At 64.3% G+C, this 16,243-nt stretch carries 14 protein-coding genes; 8 read left to right on the top strand and 6 right to left on the bottom strand.

What is annotated here, in order from left to right; translation table 11 throughout:
- The first annotated feature begins 43 nt into the window (after nucleotides 1-43).
- On the top strand, nucleotides 44-721 hold the full coding sequence (locus tag EOC94_RS11390) for a hypothetical protein (protein ID WP_095485829.1): 678 nt from the start codon (nucleotides 44-46) through the stop codon (nucleotides 719-721).
- Nucleotides 722-744: 23 nt separating this feature from the next.
- On the opposite strand, the gene EOC94_RS11395 is transcribed toward EOC94_RS11390, so the two are convergent.
- Complete coding sequence (locus tag EOC94_RS11395; protein ID WP_095485627.1) at nucleotides 745-1,197, bottom strand: nucleoside deaminase; 453 nt, start codon at nucleotides 1,195-1,197, stop codon at nucleotides 745-747.
- 77 nt (nucleotides 1,198-1,274) lie between these two features.
- Between EOC94_RS11395 and EOC94_RS11400 the strand changes: the two genes are divergently transcribed.
- The 5 genes from EOC94_RS11400 (at nucleotide 1,275) to EOC94_RS11420 (ending at nucleotide 7,834) form a co-directional block, all read left to right on the top strand.
- Nucleotides 1,275-3,431, top strand: a complete 2,157-nt coding sequence (locus EOC94_RS11400) for a pseudouridine synthase (protein ID WP_127290479.1) — start codon at nucleotides 1,275-1,277, stop codon at nucleotides 3,429-3,431.
- A complete protein-coding gene (gene rsmD, locus EOC94_RS11405) occupies nucleotides 3,412-3,966 on the top strand; it encodes a 16S rRNA (guanine(966)-N(2))-methyltransferase RsmD (RefSeq protein ID WP_127290481.1) in 555 nt (184 codons plus the stop codon). The genes EOC94_RS11400 and rsmD overlap by 20 nt, the downstream gene beginning before the upstream one ends.
- A 97-nt stretch (nucleotides 3,967-4,063) precedes the next feature.
- The gene (locus EOC94_RS11410; protein ID WP_127290483.1) at nucleotides 4,064-5,428 is read left to right on the top strand and encodes a pitrilysin family protein; all 1,365 of its coding nucleotides are present in this window, start codon (nucleotides 4,064-4,066) and stop codon (nucleotides 5,426-5,428) included.
- A gap of 223 nt (nucleotides 5,429-5,651) precedes the next feature.
- Nucleotides 5,652-6,944 (top strand): pitrilysin family protein, encoded by a 1,293-nt coding sequence (locus EOC94_RS11415; RefSeq protein ID WP_245465560.1) that lies wholly within the window; start codon nucleotides 5,652-5,654, stop codon nucleotides 6,942-6,944.
- A 20-nt stretch (nucleotides 6,945-6,964) separates the two neighbouring features.
- On the top strand, nucleotides 6,965-7,834 hold the full coding sequence (locus EOC94_RS11420; RefSeq protein ID WP_127290485.1) for a patatin-like phospholipase family protein: 870 nt from the start codon (nucleotides 6,965-6,967) through the stop codon (nucleotides 7,832-7,834).
- A 112-nt stretch (nucleotides 7,835-7,946) separates the two neighbouring features.
- Here EOC94_RS11420 and EOC94_RS11425 read toward each other — a convergent pair whose 3' ends face one another.
- Both EOC94_RS11425 and EOC94_RS11430 read right to left on the bottom strand, forming a co-directional pair.
- On the bottom strand, nucleotides 7,947-8,816 hold the full coding sequence (locus tag EOC94_RS11425) for an ADYC domain-containing protein (RefSeq protein WP_127290487.1): 870 nt from the start codon (nucleotides 8,814-8,816) through the stop codon (nucleotides 7,947-7,949).
- Between the two features lie 95 nt (nucleotides 8,817-8,911).
- On the bottom strand, nucleotides 8,912-9,397 hold the full coding sequence (locus tag EOC94_RS11430) for a hypothetical protein (protein WP_126107019.1): 486 nt from the start codon (nucleotides 9,395-9,397) through the stop codon (nucleotides 8,912-8,914).
- A gap of 327 nt (nucleotides 9,398-9,724) precedes the next feature.
- Here EOC94_RS11430 and EOC94_RS11435 point away from each other — a divergent pair, with 327 nt between their 5' ends.
- Nucleotides 9,725-10,420 (top strand): hypothetical protein, encoded by a 696-nt coding sequence (locus tag EOC94_RS11435; protein WP_127204659.1) that lies wholly within the window; start codon nucleotides 9,725-9,727, stop codon nucleotides 10,418-10,420.
- Between the two features lie 49 nt (nucleotides 10,421-10,469).
- Here the strand turns inward: EOC94_RS11435 and EOC94_RS11440 are convergent, their stop codons facing one another.
- Together EOC94_RS11440 and EOC94_RS11445 are read right to left on the bottom strand one after the other, a co-directional pair.
- A complete protein-coding gene (locus EOC94_RS11440; protein WP_126107017.1) occupies nucleotides 10,470-11,183 on the bottom strand; it encodes a response regulator transcription factor in 714 nt (237 codons plus the stop codon).
- Entirely contained in the window at nucleotides 11,180-13,843 is a 2,664-nt protein-coding gene (locus tag EOC94_RS11445) for a PAS domain-containing sensor histidine kinase (RefSeq protein ID WP_127290489.1), read from the bottom strand. Before EOC94_RS11445 ends, EOC94_RS11440 begins: the two co-directional genes overlap by 4 nt.
- A gap of 284 nt (nucleotides 13,844-14,127) precedes the next feature.
- Here EOC94_RS11445 and EOC94_RS11450 point away from each other — a divergent pair, with 284 nt between their 5' ends.
- Nucleotides 14,128-14,829, top strand: coding sequence for a response regulator transcription factor (locus EOC94_RS11450; RefSeq protein ID WP_127290491.1), 702 nt, complete (start codon nucleotides 14,128-14,130; stop codon nucleotides 14,827-14,829).
- Between the two features lie 11 nt (nucleotides 14,830-14,840).
- Here the strand turns inward: EOC94_RS11450 and EOC94_RS11455 are convergent, their stop codons facing one another.
- Nucleotides 14,841-15,992: a LuxR C-terminal-related transcriptional regulator gene (locus tag EOC94_RS11455; protein WP_127290493.1), complete on the bottom strand. Its 1,152-nt coding sequence runs from the start codon at nucleotides 15,990-15,992 to the stop codon at nucleotides 14,841-14,843.
- Between the last annotated feature and the right edge of the window lie 251 nt (nucleotides 15,993-16,243).

The raw sequence follows: 16,243 nt of genomic DNA on the forward strand, positions 1-16,243 counted from the left end.
GGCCGGTGCGATCGAGAGGCTGTCTAGAGTGGGACTTTTTGGCATGACCGAAAGAACTTGCGCGCGCGTTGCGCTGCTGGCGCCGCTTGTCGTATCCGGCCTGGCCCTGTCCGGCTGCATGGGCTCGCCGACCTACGGGACCGACAAGCCCGCCGCTGCACAGCTTGCCGGCGATCTCACCAGCGCTTTTTCAGTCGTGCCGAAGAACAAGGACAGGATCGACTACAAGCCGCGTCCCGAGCTGGTGAAGCCGGCGCCGGGGCAGAAGGAACTGCCGCCGCCGCAAGACAGTATCGCGACGGCGAGCGCCGATTGGCCCGAATCGCCGGAGCAACGCCGTGCTCGCCTGCGCGCCGACGCCACGCTCCATCAGGACGATCCGGACTACCAGGCGCAGATCGTCGATGACGTCCAGACGGATCCAACGGCGATCAAGGCTGCGATGGCGCAGTCGGGATCCAGCCATCCGCCGGCCTGGACTCCGGCGGATTCGGACAAGGGCCGCGCCGCCGAGGTCAAGCGCCGCCTCGCCCAAGGCAAGCAGGGCGACCCGAACACCCGCAAATATCTGAGCGAGCCGCCCGTGCAATACCGCGCCGCTGCCGGCACCGCGCCTGCGGGCGACCTCGGCGAGGACGAGTACAAGAAAGAACGCCGCCTCAAGAAGGAAGCGGCCGCCAAGAACAAGAGCGGCGGCATGTTCGACTGGCTGCCGTGGTAAGCTGCTAGGGAAAGCTGGCGCCGCTACGGTTCGCGTCGCTCCCTGAAAAAATCCTTCAGAAGCAGCGCCGCGTCGCTCTCGGCCATGCCTGGGTAGATGTCTGGCACATGGTGGCAGGTCGGTGAGGCGAAGAAGCGGACGCCGTTGACCACAGCGCCGCCCTTCTCGTCGGCGGCGCCGAAATAGAGCCGGCGCAGCCTGGCGAAGGAAATGGCGCCGGCGCACATGGCGCAGGGCTCCAGCGTCACATAGAGATCGTGGCCGGTGAGCCGCTCGCTCGACAGCTTGCTGCAGGCTTCGCGGATCACCAGCATTTCGGCATGGGCCGTGGGATCGGCAAGCTCGCGGGTGCGGTTGCCGGCACTGGCAACGACCGTATCGCCGCTGGCGATGACCGCGCCGACCGGCACTTCGCCGCGCAAGGCGGCAGTTTCGGCCTCTTTCAGCGCCAGCGCCATGAAATCCGGCCGCCTCAAGCGGTTTCCATTCCTATTATCTCCTCGCTACTCAGGCGCGATCCTGTTATCTACCCGCCCAAACGAGCAAAGGCCACATGGACGACAAAAACAAGAAATTCCCGGGTCAAAAAGGCCCGCGCAAGAACGGCCCGAAACCGTCGGGCCCGCGTGGTCGTGACGCCGCTGCCGGCAAAGGCGGTAAGCCGTCTTTCGGCGCGAAAAAACCTTACGCGCCGCGTGGCGACCGACCGATGGCGGCTGATGGCGAGCGGCCAAAGCGTGACTTCAAAAGCGGCGATAGGCCATTCAGCAAAGGGCCGCGTCCGGAAGGCAAGCCTTTTGAAAAGCGCGAGGGTCCGCGCAAGCCCTACGCGCCGCGCGGCGACCGGCCGATCGCGGCTGATGGCGAGCGGCCGAAGCGTGACTTCAAAAGTGGCGATAGGCCATTCAGCAAAGGGCCGCGCCCTGAAGGCAAGCCCTATGAAAAGCGCGAGGGGCCGCGCAAGCCATATGCGCCGCGGGGCGACCGCCCGATGGCGGCCGAAGGCGAGCGGCCGAAGCGCGACTTCAAAAGTGGCGACCGGCCGTTCAGCAAAGGGCCGCGTCCGGAAGGCAAGCCTTATGAGAAGCGCGAAGAACCGCGCAAGCCCTACGCGCCACGCGGCGACCGGCCGGCAGCTGCCGAAGGCGAGCGCGGCGAAAGGCGCTTCGACCGTCCCAAGGGAGACTTCAGTGATCGCCCCAAGCGCGACTTCGGCGATCGGCCCAAGCGCGATTTCGGCGATCGGCCCCAGGGGACATCAGGCGGCGGCTTCAAGCCGCGCCCGCGTCCCGCCGAGGCGACGGAAGAGGCTGGCGAGCGCATTGCCAAGCGGCTGGCCCGCGCCGGCCTTGCCTCGCGCCGCGATGCAGAGGAGCTGATCGCGGCCGGCCGCGTCAAGGTCAATGGAAGGGTGCTGTCCTCGCCCGCCTTCAATGTGATGCCCGGCGATATCATCCATCTCGACGGCATGGAGATCCCGCCGATCGAGCGCACCCGGCTGTTCCTGTTCCACAAGCCGGCCGGCGTGGTCACCACCAACCGTGATCCCGAGGGCCGCAAGACCGTCTTCGACGTGCTGCCGGCCGACCTGCCGCGGCTGATGACCATCGGCCGGCTCGACATCAACACCGAAGGGCTGCTGTTGCTTACCAATGATGGCGGCCTGTCGCGCGTGCTCGAATTGCCGGCCACCGGCTGGCTCAGGCGCTACCGCGTGCGCGTCCACGGCAAGGTCGAGGAAAGTGCGCTCGCCGGCTTGCGCGAAGGCATCGCCGTCGACGGCGTCTTCTACGGCGCCATCGAGGCGACGCTCGACCGCGAGCAAGGCACCAATGCCTGGCTGACTCTCGGCCTGCGCGAAGGCAAGAACCGCGAGGTCAGGAACATACTGGGCTCGCTTGGTCTCGACGTGACACGGCTGATCCGCATTTCATACGGACCGTTCCAGCTCGACGACCTGCCCGAGGGCCATGTGCTGGAGATCAAGGGCCGCGTGCTGCGCGACCAGCTCGGCGAACGCCTGGTAGAGGAATCCGGCGCCAATTTCGACGCCGAGATCACCAAGCCGTTTTCCAACAAGCCGGTACGGCGTGAAGCGGTGCGGGAAGAGGAACCGGAGCGGCCGAAATTCACCCGCGATGGCGAACGCCGTCCGATCGGCGAAGGCGGATTGATCAAGAACCGCAAGCGCCGCGAAGGCAGCCGCGACGAGGCGCTGGGCAAGCTGTCGACAAGTCCTGGCAGAAGCTTTGGGCCGGAAAAGAGCTTTGGTGAGCGTGGCCCCAAATCTGAACGGAGCGGGCCCGAACGCGGAGGCTTTGGCGATCGCGGCCCCAAATCTGAACGTAGCGGGCCAGGCGGCTTTAGCGGCAGACCGGGCGGTGGGAAGAAGTCCGAACGCGAGCAGCGCCCGATCGAGCCGCCGGGCCAGCGCAAGGCCAATGTCTGGATGGCGCCAGGCGCGCGGCCGATCGGCAAAGGCAGGGCGGAGGCCGATGCCGCCAAGGCAGCCGAAACCAAGGCACGCAAGGCCTCGTTCAAGCCGTCCTATGGCAAGCCCGCCAGTGGACCGGGAGGTGGAAAACCCGGAGGCGCAAAGCCGTTCGGCAAGCCGCGTGGCGAACGCCCAAATTCCGGCAAGAGTGATGGCGACCGGCCGCGCAGTGGCCCTGGGGGATCAAGGGGAGGCAATGCGGATCGTCGGCGGTGAATTTCGCGGGCGTCCGCTGGCGATGCCCCGTTCAAGCGCCATCCGCCCGACGACCGACCGCACGCGCGAGGCTGTCTTCAACGTGCTGGCGCATCGCTTCCCCGATAGGCTGGACGGGGCGCGTGTGCTCGACCTGTTCGCCGGCACCGGCGCGCTCGGCCTCGAGGCGCTGTCACGCGGTGCGTCTTACGGCGTCTTCATCGAAGAATCGGCCGAAGGGCGCGGCCTGATCCGCACCAATGTCGAGGCCTTCGGCCTGACCGGGCGCACCAGGATATTCCGCCGCGACGCCACGGCTTTGGGCGAGGCGGGCACGATGGCCGCGTTCGGCCTGGTATTCGCCGATCCGCCCTATGGCAAGGGCCTGGGCGAGCGTGCCTTGCGCTCGGCCAAGGCTGGCGGCTGGCTCGCGCCCGGCGGGCTCTGCGTAGTCGAGGAGGCGGCGGTGGCGCCCTTCGAGGCAGGGCCGGGCTTTTCAGTTGTCGACGAGCGCAGCTACGGCGAGACCGTCATCCGCTTCATCGAAGCCGCCTGAGTTCGGCCGCCTTTGCGCGCGAAAATGACCAACAAATCACTTTGCCTGTTTCGCAATCCCCGCCTATCGTCCCACCCCATGACACCTGGAGCCATTGATGACATCTCAGGCTGAATGGCTGCGCGGAACGCTCTTGGCGCTGGCTCTCGTGATGACCGTCCCGGTTCTGGCCGACACCAAGCCGGACGACGGCAAGGTGACGGATTTCCTGCTCGATAACGGCATGGAGGTTGTCGTCATTCCCGATCACCGTGCGCCGATCGTCACTCATATGGTGTGGTACAAGATCGGCAGCGCGGATGAGCCGCCGGGCAAGTCCGGCATCGCCCATTTCTTCGAGCATCTGATGTTCAAGGCGACGACCAATCATGCCGCCGGCGCGTTCGACCGCGCCGTCTCCGCCATCGGCGGTTCCAACAACGCTTTCACCTCATATGACTACACCGCCTTTTACGAGACGGTGGTGCCGCAGGCGCTCGAGCAGATGATGGACTTCGAGGCCGATCGCATGCGCAACCTCATCCTCAACGACGATGTCATCGCCACCGAGCGCGACGTGATCCTCGAGGAACGCCGCTCGCGCATCGACAGCAATCCGCAGGCAGTGCTCGGCGAGGAGGTCGACGCCACGCTCTGGCAAAACCAGCCCTACCGCATTCCGGTGATCGGCTGGATGCAGGAGATGGAGAAGCTGAACCGCACCGACGCCAAGGCTTTCTACGACAAATATTACACGCCCAACAACGCCGTGCTGGTGGTGGCCGGCGATGTCGAGCCGGAGGTGGTCAAGGCGCTGGCCGAAAAGACCTATGGCAAGATAGCGCGTGGTCCAGACCTGCCGCCGCGTATCCGTCCGGTCGAACCCGAGCAGAACACCAGGCGCACGGTGACGCTCACTGACGCGCGCGTCAGCGTGCCCAACTTTTCGACGCAATGGGTGGTTCCCTCCTATCACACTGCAAAGCCGGGCGAAGCGGAAGCGCTGGACCTGCTGGCGGAGATCCTCGGCGGCGGTAGCCGCAGCCGGCTCCACCAGCAGTTGGTCGTCAAGCAAGGCATCGCCGCCGAGGCCGGCGCCTTCTTCCAGGGCACCATGCTCGATGCCAGCAACTTCACCGTCTATGGCGCGCCGCGCGGCGACGCCAAGCTGGCCGACGTCCAGGCGGCAGTCGAGGTCGAGGTCGCCCGCATCGCCAAGGACGGCGTCACACCAGGCGAGTTGGAGAAGGCCAAGGATCGTTTCGTTCGCTCGATGATCTTCGCCCGCGACAAGCAGGATTCGATGGCCAACATCTACGGCGCGACGCTCGCCACCGGCGGCACCGTCAGGGATGTCGAGGAATGGCCGGGCCGCATCCGCAAGGTCACCGCCGACGAAGTCAAGGCGGTTGCCGCGCGCTACCTCAATCTCAACCATTCGACATCAGGCTATCTCTTGCCGCAGACACAGGCAGGGAATTGATTTGATGATGAGGAAACAGCATAGCGGCGACTTCCCTTCTCCCCTTGTGGGAGAAGGTGGATTGGCGCGCAGCGCCAAGACGGATGAGGGGTGTTGGAAGAAACTCCAACGCTGCGATCCGTCCAGCACCCCTCATCCGTCGCCTTCGGCGACACCTTCTCCCACAAGGGGAGAAGGTAAGGCCCGGCGTGCCGTCGCACCTGTACTCACTTTACTTCTCTCCCTGCTCTTCCTCGTCCTGCCGGCGCTTTCCGCTCGCGCGGCCATGAGCATCCAGGAGGTGACCTCGTCAAAGGGCATCACCGCCTGGCTGGTGGAGGACTATTCCGTGCCGCTCGTCGCCATCCGCTTCGTCTTCGACGGCGGCACGACGCAGGATCCGGCTGGTAAGGAAGGTCTCGCCAATCTGATGAGCGGCCTGTTCGACGAGGGCGCCGGCGATCTCGACAGCGAGGCCTTCCAGATAAAGCTGGACGACGTCGGCGCCGAGATGAGCTTCGAAGCGGCGCGCGACGGCACCTACGGCTCGATGCGCATGCTGGCCGAGCAGCGGGATGCGGCGTTCGACCTGTTGCGGCTGGCGGTCACCGAGCCGCGTTTCGACCAGGCGCCAATCGACCGCATCCGCGCGCAAGTGCTGTCCGGCATCATCGCCAACGAGCTTGACCCCGACACGGTCGCCCAGCGCAAATGGCTGGAAGCACTATACCGCACCCATCCCTATGCACGACCAGACCAGGGCACCAGGCAAAGCATTGCCACGATCGCACCGGACGATCTCATCGCCTTTCACAAGGCGAACTTCGCCCGCGACGGGCTGCATGTGGCGGTGGTCGGCGCTATCGATGCCGAGACGTTGAAGAAAAAGCTCGATATGGTCTTCGGCGGCCTGCCGGAACACCAGGCGCTCAGCGCGGTCGCCGATACGGATCCGAAACTCAACCAGCAGCTCGAGGTCAATTACGACCAGCCGCAGACTTCGCTGCAACTGGCCTATCCCGGTGTCAAGCGCAATGCGCCGGATTTCTTCGCCGCGGTGCTGATGAACGAGATCCTCGGCGGCAGCGCCTTCACCTCACGGCTGTTCGACGAGGTGCGCGAAAAGCGTGGCCTGGCCTACAGCGTCAGTTCCGACCTGGTCGATCATCAGCATGCCAACGCACTGGCCATCACCACTGCGACCCGCTCGGACCGGGCGGCGGAGACGCTGGCTGTCGTGCGCGAGGTGGTGAGGCGCATGGCTGAGGAGGGGCCGACCGAAGCGGAACTGGCCGCGACCAAGAAATACATGATCGGCGCCTATGCAATCAACAATCTGAACTCCTCCGGCGCCATTGCCGCGACGCTGCTCGAACTGCAGCTTGACAAGCTCGGCATCGATTACATGCAGCGGCGCGCCGCCTTCATCAACGGGGTGACGCTGGACCAGGTCAAGGCGGTGGCGAAAAAGCTGCTCTCCGCCGAGCCGGCCATCATGGTCGTCGGGCCGAAACTCGGCGAGGCCAAGAAGGAATGAGCCCAAATGGGGGGCAAAGGATGAGCCCGAGCTTCGGCATCGCCTTTGGCGGCGGCGGCGCACGCGGTCTGGCGCATATCCATGTCATCGAGGCGCTGGACGAGCTGGGCATAAGACCGGTTGCCATCTCAGGCTCGTCGATCGGCGCCATCATGGGCGCCTGCATGGCGTCGAGCATGACAGGCAAGGACATGCACGCCTATACGCGCTCAATCCTCAGCCGCCGCGCCGAGGTGGCGACGCGCATGTGGCGGGCGCGGCCCGGCACCTTCGCCGAGGTGCTGCAAGGCGGGCTGCGGGTCAGCCAGTTCAATGTCGAGCGCATTCTCAAGGCATTCCTGCCCGACGCCATTCCCGAAACCTTCGCCGAACTGTCCATACCGCTGAAGGTGACGGCGACGGATTTCTTCGGCCATAAGCTAGCCGTGCTCAACGACGGCGACCTGCACTCGGCGCTGGCCGCCTCGGCGGCTATTCCCGCGGTGTTCCGCCCGGTGATGCGCGACGGCACGCTGCTGATCGACGGCGGCATCTACAATCCGGTGCCGTTCGACTTGATCGAACTCGACGCCGACATCATCATCGCCGTCGACGTCGTTGGCGCACCGACCGAAGCCGGGCGCAAACATCCAACCTCCGTCGACCTGATGTTCGGCGCGACGCAATTGATGATGCAGTCGATCATCGCCGCCAAGCTGATGCAGAGCCGGCCCGACATTCTGATCCGCCCGGCAGTGTCGAAATACCGGGTGCTCGATTTCATGAAGATCGACGCCTTGATGGCCGAAACGGTAGCGATCAAGGACGAGCTGAAGCGCGAGATCGAGAAGGCGGTGGAGGCGCGAGCCAAGGTCGACGCGGCCAAGCGCACCAAGCAGGTGGGTGGGTGAGGGAGTGGCGCGGAAGGTCGGATGCTTGATGGCCTCAGTCGAACGAGCGCATGCGTTTGACCATTCGGGACATCCGCACTCCGACAAGCCCAGCAGATCTTCCGCGCTATGACTATTTCGCTGCGGCCTGAACCGTTCGCGGATCGATCGAACGGTTGAGGATCAGCGCCCCGGCATCGCTTTCGCACGCCGCTATCTGTGGCTGCTGCCGCACGCCTGGGCAGATCGCCGCCAGACCCTCCATCGTGAGCACGTCGGGTATTCTGGTGTGGCTGACGCAAAGCGCGCCGTCGGCACTCCAGGCCGCCTCGAACGACATATCAGGCGCGGCCTCGTCCTGCTGAATGCCCTTGCGATCATAGATGACGATCGGCGTCCCGTTGCGGGTATGGCCGACGCCATCGCCGCAATAATCAGCGCGGATCATGCGGGTGCATGCTTGATGATGATCCCAGAGCGAAGTGCCGTCCGGTGACTTTTCCCAGGGGCGATAGCCGAAGCGCACGCATTTCGCCTGGGCGCCGCCGGTGCAGGTAATGCTGAACGCCGTGTCGGATGGCAAATGGCGACCATCCTGCGTCCAGGTGCCGCCGAGCGGAAAGCCCATGCGCCGGCCCTCGATGTCCGGCTCGCAGATGTTGCGCCATGCACCGCTTGCCGCGTCGCGGGCCGACATGGTGTAGAGCATGATCTCGCCATCCGGGTTCCTCGGATCGATCTCGACCGCGTCGATGCGCAGTGGCATCCGGTCCTGTCCGTCACCACCAATCGTCAGAACGGCGCCGACGAGATCCTCCTGAGCGACAACGCGACCATCTGCCGTCGTCACCTCGAATCTGGTGCCGACAACGGAGATCGAGCTGATCGCATGTCCGATCCCGGCCTCGGCGGGAGGCATGGCGGCCATGCTGGAAATGGCTGCGGCGACAGCAACCAACGCGTGGCGGCCGATATGAACGAGGCGGTTTCTGTGGGCTGACATTGTTGGTTCCTGACGGCATATCTAGCAGGTGAAGCGCGGCCAAAGAGAACGGACAGCACAACGCCATCCGTTCCATTGATCACGGACGCCGGATATCAACGCCTCGGCGAAGGGGTTGGCCGGTCATGGTTGGTCCCGGCGCCGCTACCGGTGCCGTGCTGGCCAGACGGAAGGCCGCTGCTTTTCTTACCTGCGGTCGATGCCCGGACGTTGCCCTTCTGGACAGCCGGCAGATTGCCGAAATTAGGATCGATCACCGAGCCGCTGCCGTGCTGGACAGCCGGTAGACTGCGAATATTTGGGTCGATGATGGAGCGGACATTCGGGTCGACGATAGACTTGCTGGCCGGAGCGAGACTCTTCGCCAGAACGATGCCGTCAGCATGCACGCCGTTGAGCGCAAGGACGCCGAGGCCGTTGCTGGTCAACGAATTGCTGGTGAGCGAGTTACTGGTCAGCGAATTCTTCTCCAGGCCGTTCAGCGATTTGCCGTTGGAGCCTTCCGGGCCCGCCGCGCTAGCCGGAGCCGCGACGCAGGCCATTGCTGAGGCAGCAGCTAGGTAAGTCTTGAAGCGATTCATGTTGATTTCCCTTTTCGTTTTCAGCGGAGCCGTCCCATCGGGTTCGCTCCATGGCGCGGCTTTTCGCTCCCGACTGTTTCGGACGAATGCCGAAATCCGTCCGAATTGTTTCAGTTGTTGCGATCCGGGCAGTGCGCTTGATCAGCGAACGTCCGCCTTGTCGTGATGCAGACGGGCATGACGCCCCCGCGTCTGCATCCCCTCAAATGAACAATCGCGGCGTGCGCCCGGTGCGGCGACACAAAGGAAACCTTCAGCCGGCAAATCGGCAAATCAGTGCAACATCCCTGCCTCATCGGTGACGCCAGAACGAGGAGATCTCTGGCGATGCAACCTGCGCGAAAAACCGATGACAGACTGAACGGCGAGGCGACGGCTGCCCGAACGGCACGTCTGGCGGTGCTGGCGGGCACGCCGGGCCTGCTTTTGACGGCATATGCGGCGGCGACATCCACATCGCTGACCATCCGTGCCGATCTCGCCCTGACGCTGATGGACATGCTGGTGCTGGTCTCAGTCCTGGTTGTGGCTGGCGGCAGCAAGAAACTGGGCATGAACAAGCGGCGAGCAGCCCTGGCCGAGACGCTCGTCAATGGGCTGGCCGCCGTCGGCATGTGCTTTTCCATGGCAGTCGTCGCCGGCATCGCCATCCAGCGGATCACCGTCGGCGGCGTCGAACCCCACGGTCCCGGCATTGTTCTCGCCATGAGCCTGAACGGGGCCTACGCGGCGATCAATTTCTGGATCCTGCGCCGGTGGAAAGCCCGCAACAATGCTGCCGCTTCCGCGCTGGCCCGCGCGCAAATCTGTCTGTTTTCGGACAAGCTCTCGTCGAACCTGCTCATCGCCGCGTCGCTCGCAACAGCCATGATTTGGGAAGGCACGATCATTGCCCGCTTCATCGATCCGGTTGCCGGGCTGCTGATCGCGACGATGACCGCGCGCTGGACCATACCGGTCGCGCGCGACACGGCTCGAAGCCTGCGAAGGGAATTTCGCCGGGCGCGCAAGCCGATCGCGTAAGCTGTGAACCGTCACAGCTGGACGGCTCAGCCTCTTTGAAGCGCCGTATCTACCGGCGCCGCGCCTCGTCCTGGGCAGGCTCGTAGACATAGCCTTCGCCGCGAACCGTCACCAGAACGGTCGGAGCGTCTGGCTCGCTCTCGAACTTCTTGCGCAGTCGGGTGATGCGGATGTCGATGCTCCGGTCGCCCGGCTCGAGGTCGCGGTTGTGGGCCAGCCTGCACAGCTGGTCGCGCGACAATATCTGCCGGGGATGGCGCGCGAAGACGCACAGCAGGTCGAATTCCATGGATGTCAACTGCACGTCGGTGCCATCCAAATCGACCATCGTGCGGCCGTCCATATCGAGGATGCAGCCACCGAAACGGATGCGGTTTTCCGGCGTCTGTTCTTCCTCGCCCAGGCGCCGGATGACGCTCCTGACACGCGCCAGGAGTTCGCGCGGCTCGAACGGCTTGGCCATATAGTCGTCGGCGCCGGCGGCAAGACCTTCGAGCCGATGCGGCAGGTCTCCGACTGCGGTCAGCATCAGGATGCCGACGCGGCTGCCCTTGGCGATTTCGCGGGCGAGGTCGTAGCCGCTTTCGCCGACGAGATTGACGTCGAGAATGACGAGGTCGGGGCCAAAGCGATCGAGTTCGGTCAGCATTCCCGCCCCATCCGGAACGGATCGGACGTCGAAGCCGTGCATGAGCAAGTAATCCGACAGCATCTCGCGCAAGGGCGCTTCGTCGTCGACAATGAGCAATTTCTGTTTTGTCACGCTTTAGCCTCTTCCATTGCGCTGGTCTCCATCGCCCTCAGGCGCTCCATCACGAGCCTGCGAAAGGTCTGCGGATCGAGTGGTTTCTCGATCACCGGCGCGCCCGTCTCGCCGATGAAACGATCGATCTCGGGCGCCAGCGTGTCGCCGGTCACGAACAGAAGCCGTTTGGCGAGTCCGGGACGCAGTTGCTCCAGCGCGCGATAGAGGCCGGGGCCGTCGAGGCCGGGCATGCGTATGTCGCTGATCAACAGATCGATTCCATCCGCGCGCACAGCCTTGAGGGCGGCATTCGCATCGTCGGCAATGGTGACGTCGTGGCCGTCGCGGCGCAGCATCTCGGCGATCATCGAGGCAATGTCGGCATCGTCGTCGACCACCAGAATTCGTGCCGCCGATGGCGCAGGCGGCGCCCTTCCGGCAGCCTCGGGCGCAGGAGCCGTCTCTGCCTTGCCGCTCGGAAGCCGGACCGTGAACCGTGCGCCGCCGCCCTGCGTCGAATCCAGTTCTATGCTGCCGTCGTGTGCCGTCACGATGCCCTGGCAGACAGACAGCCCGACCCCGGTGCCTTCGCCGGCCATTTTGGTCGTGTAGAAAGGCTCAAAAGCACGCGCGCGCACAGTCTCCGGCATGCCTGGGCCATTGTCAGCGACAACCACCTCGACGGCATCGCCTTCCCCTGACGTGACGATGGTCAGCCGCCGCGGGTGCGGGACCTGCAGCAGAGCTTGCTGCGCATTGACCACCAGGTTGGTGATGACCTGATGAAGCTGGTCCCTATCGCCCCAGATATTGGGGAGCGGTTCCGCCAGCTCGGTGCGGATTTCGACCCCAGCCGAACGCAGGCTGTAGGCGGCGAGCTCCAGCGAAGCGACCACGACTTCATTGATGTCGACGGCGCCCCGTGTCGGCGGCTTCTTGCGGGCCATCGCCAGAAAGGTGCGGACGATTCGCGAGCATCGCTCGGCCGCTGCGTGGATCTTGTCGGCGCGTCCCACGGTCGCCTTGTCCGTCGAGAATTCCTTCAGCATCGAGCTATAGCCGATGACGACCGACAGCGGATTGTTGAGCTCGTGCGCCACGCCGGCCAGTAGCGAACCGAGAGCGGAGAGCTTTTCCGACTGGTACAGCGTTTCACGCTGGCGGGCGATCTCCGCCTCGGCTTCGCGCTGACGGGTGATGTCGGTGACGGCAGCAAGCATTGCCGAACGGCCGGCCTGCGTGATCAGCCGCGCCGAAACCAGCGTATCCATTCTTGAGCCTTGCATATTGGTCATGCCGGCTTCGAATGCGTCGACGATGCCATCTCTCAGCAACAGCCGCAGGAGATGGTCTCGCCGCGAGAGGTCTTCCCAGGTCGACGTCGCTTCGGCTCCGATCTGGCCGACTTCGATGCCGAGCGTCCTGCGCGCCGGCTCGTTAACGAACAGGATTTCGGGGCCTTCTATTGCCGAGATGGTGATCGGCAGCGGCACGCCTTCGGCTATGGCGCGAAACTGCGCCTCCCGTTCGGCCAACAGTTTTTCGGCTTCAATTCTGGCTTGCTCGGCCAGGACGCGGTCGGAGATATCGCGGCCGACGGACTGCACTTCGACAAGGCGCCCGTCGCTGTCGAAAATGCCATGATCGTTCCAGGCGAGCCATCGGCGCACGCCATCCGGCATCGCATTGAGAAGTTCCATGCTGGCATCCGGAGCCTGCGGGGTGAGGCGGGCAAGGTGGTCCAGGAACCTGCGCCGTTCGTCGGGCGGCAGCACATCGAGTTCGCACCAGGACGGGTCGAGAAGCTGTTCACGGGTCATCCGGCACGCCCGGCAATAGGCGTCGTTGACGAAGCTCAAATGACCCTCCGGCGACATCCGGACGACGAACTCGGTCTGCAGCTCGACCACGCTGCGGTAGCGCTGCTCGCTGGCCTCGAGTGCCTGACGGGCGAGTTTCTGCTCGGCAACATCGCGTCCGATCGACTGTATTTCGATGAGCTTGCCGCTGGCGTCGAAGATGCCGCGATCGGTCCAATGAATGTGGACCTGGCGGCCATCGCTCAGGGCGCCGGTCTCTTCCACTTCGCAAACCGGCCGTTCCGGGGTCACTCGACCGATGATCTCGTCGAAGCTGCCGAAATCGGCGGAAAACGAGTTGAAATAGTGCCAGTCCGGGCTCAGCAGCTCTTCGCGCGTCTTGCCGACAAGACGGCAGTAGGCGTCATTGGCAAAGCTCATGCGCCCATCCGGCGCGACCCGAATGATATACTCCGTCTGTGCCTCGACAACATTGCGGTAGCGCTGCTCACTATCGGCCAGCTCGCGCAGCGCCCTGCGGTTTTCGGCGAAGATGCTCGAAGCCATATCGATCCAGGGCTGCCAAAGCGCCGAGGTTTTGATCGCGGCCCCGGGCTTGTCGGTGGTTTCGCCGGCGGCGCCGGAGCGCACATGGTCGACAAGCGAGATCGCCGGACCGACGATCTCTCTCAGAAGCACTCGATGCAAAGCGAACACCGAGGCAAGCAACCCGAGCAAAATGAGCGCATAGGGTAGAAGCGACTGTTGCAGGGCGTAGGACTGGTAGAGGCCGATGCCGGCGACAAGCGCGACGAGAGGCAAAACGCAGGCCGCCATCAACGACGCGAAATGCCTGGACAGCTTCGAGGAGGTCGGCACGGCGAGGTCTCCACAGACGGATGCGCCGTCACGACGGTTGCTGTTCCCGTGCGGGCAGTGGATTGAACGGCTCCCAGCCTGTCAAGCCGGCCTGCCGGCAATCTGCCCGACGTCTTTCGACAAATAACCACGGGATGTTTCACGATGATGCCGTGAGCCGGGTTTCCCGGCTTGGATTGTTTCAATTGTGTCGAGCTCGCCCGGAGTCGGCAGCAGACGGGCCCGATTGACCCGGGGTTAATGCGCCCTGTAGGTTTGGAGCGTCGCTCGCCGCGGGGGAACGCATGGCCGACATCATTGTCGTGGACGACGAGACCGACGTTGCGTTCATGATCGCCGACTATTTGCAGGCGAAAGGCTACCGCATGCGCACGGCATCCGGCGGTGCCGAATTGCGCGAGACGATCGCGGCGGCGAAGGCGGATCTTGTCGTGCTCGACCTCAATATGCCGGGCGAGAACGGCTTTAGCCTGGCCCGCTGGCTGCGCGAGCATCACGACACCGGCATCCTGATGCTGACCGGCGCCGATTCGGTCTTCGACAAGGTGGCGGGTCTCGAGGTCGGCGCGGACGACTATCTGGCAAAGCCCTTTGCACCGGTCGAGCTGGAAGCCAGGATCGCCGCGGTGTTGCGCAGGCGCAGGCCGAAGGGATTGAACAATGCCGACGCTTTGCCGGCCGGGCATTTCGCCTTCGGAACCTATGTGTTTGACGCCCGCGCGAGAAACCTCGTCGACACCAACGGCGTGGCCATTCCGCTGACGCCGATGGAGCTTGATCTGGTGGCCGCCTTCGCCACCCGAGCCGGCCAAGTCATTGGTCGCGACGAATTGCTCGACCTTGCGCCACCCAGGGGCGACGAGCCCTTCGACCGCAGCATCGACAGCCGTATCACGCGGCTGCGCCGCCGGCTCGAAAAGGACCCGGCCAAGCCGGAGCTGATCAAGACGATCCGCGGCGTTGGATACCTGTATCCAAAGCGGTGAATGACTGTAGTTCAGGGAACAGGCTGCCCCGCGGGCGGAACGATCTGCATGACAAGGCGCATCAGATCGGCCTGACGGGAGACCCCGGTCTTCTGGAAGATATTGTCGAGATGCGTCTTGGTGGTCGTGCTGGCAATGTGAAGGCTGGCGCCGGTCTCGGCCAGGGTGTGCCCGGCGAGAAGGCTGGCGAGCACGCGCGTTTCGGCCAGCGTGAGCCCAAAGGCTGTCGCCAGCATGTCGGCGGCGTCATGCTCGTCCGGTGCATTGCCGATGAACACCGCGGCTACCGCCGCGGGGTCCATGCCGGCGCGCAGATCGCCACCGGCCATAGGCAGCACGCGGGCGAAGACGGGCGGCAGGCCGGGTTCGGTGAGGAGGACCGCAAGCCCTGTCTTGCCGATGCTCGCATCATCCTGAGCCGCAAGCATGATGGCGCTGTGAAGCTCCCTGGAAGCCGACGGGATCTTCGCTTGCAGGATGCCATGGACATCCTGGACCGGGCCGCCGCTCCGCAGCATGTGCTTGGCCGCGTGGTTGGCGTGCAGGATCGCGCCACGTCCATTGGTGAGGACTACGGCGCATGTGAGCGCATCGAGCGCCTCGGCCATCCGTGCGCGCTCGATCGTGCCCATGTCGAGCATGTTGCTGATCATCACGGAGCGGCGCACATGCGGCAGCAACAATCCGCCAAGCTTGATTTCACGCCCGGTGATAATGCCTTGCCGCTTATGCCGGGCAATGGCGAAGCCGGCAAGGCGGGTAGGGGTGTGGATCAGGAAAAACGACATGACGTCGATCAGGCCTTGCGGCTTCAGCCACTCCTGAAAATATCGGGAGGTCTCCAGGTATGTTTGAGGGATATGGCGTGAGACCACATGCGGCACATCGAGCGAAGGCCACGTCGAGAGATCCTCGATCAGCCGGGCGTGGATCTCGGGGATATGTTTCGCCTGTTGCTCCAGCCAGTATGGCTCTATTCCCACGGTCCTGTGGATCAGCAGCCGGTCGTTGGTGAGGTCGTCAAGGTGCAGGACCGCTGTCTGGGCGTTGAGCGCATCTCTGATCCCGGCAAGCGCGTGCTCCCATCGCTCCGGGTCGAGTGCGCAATCGTAGATCGAGCCGATCAGCTTCGACAGCTCATGATGCGACAATGCCTTGGCCATCGACGGCCCCCCGCATGTCGACAGCGCGTCCGACGCGGAAAGCCGCGCGCTCTCACAGGTGCTCTCGCCTCTCCAAACTTTAGCGATCGCTTAAATTCCGATTATCTCCCCCAAACAGGGGATGCGCAAGCAACCGGGCAGTGAAATGCTTGCGCCCCAGAAGAAAAGGTCACACGGAACTGTGACAACCAGTGGGGTTCAGCGCCGTTCCCGGCTCGCGAGCCTTCGCCACAGTGATGCAGCCGGGGGGA

The organism is Mesorhizobium sp. M6A.T.Ce.TU.016.01.1.1 (genome assembly GCF_003997065.1).
Taxonomy (GTDB): Bacteria; Pseudomonadota; Alphaproteobacteria; order Rhizobiales; family Rhizobiaceae; genus Mesorhizobium; species Mesorhizobium mediterraneum.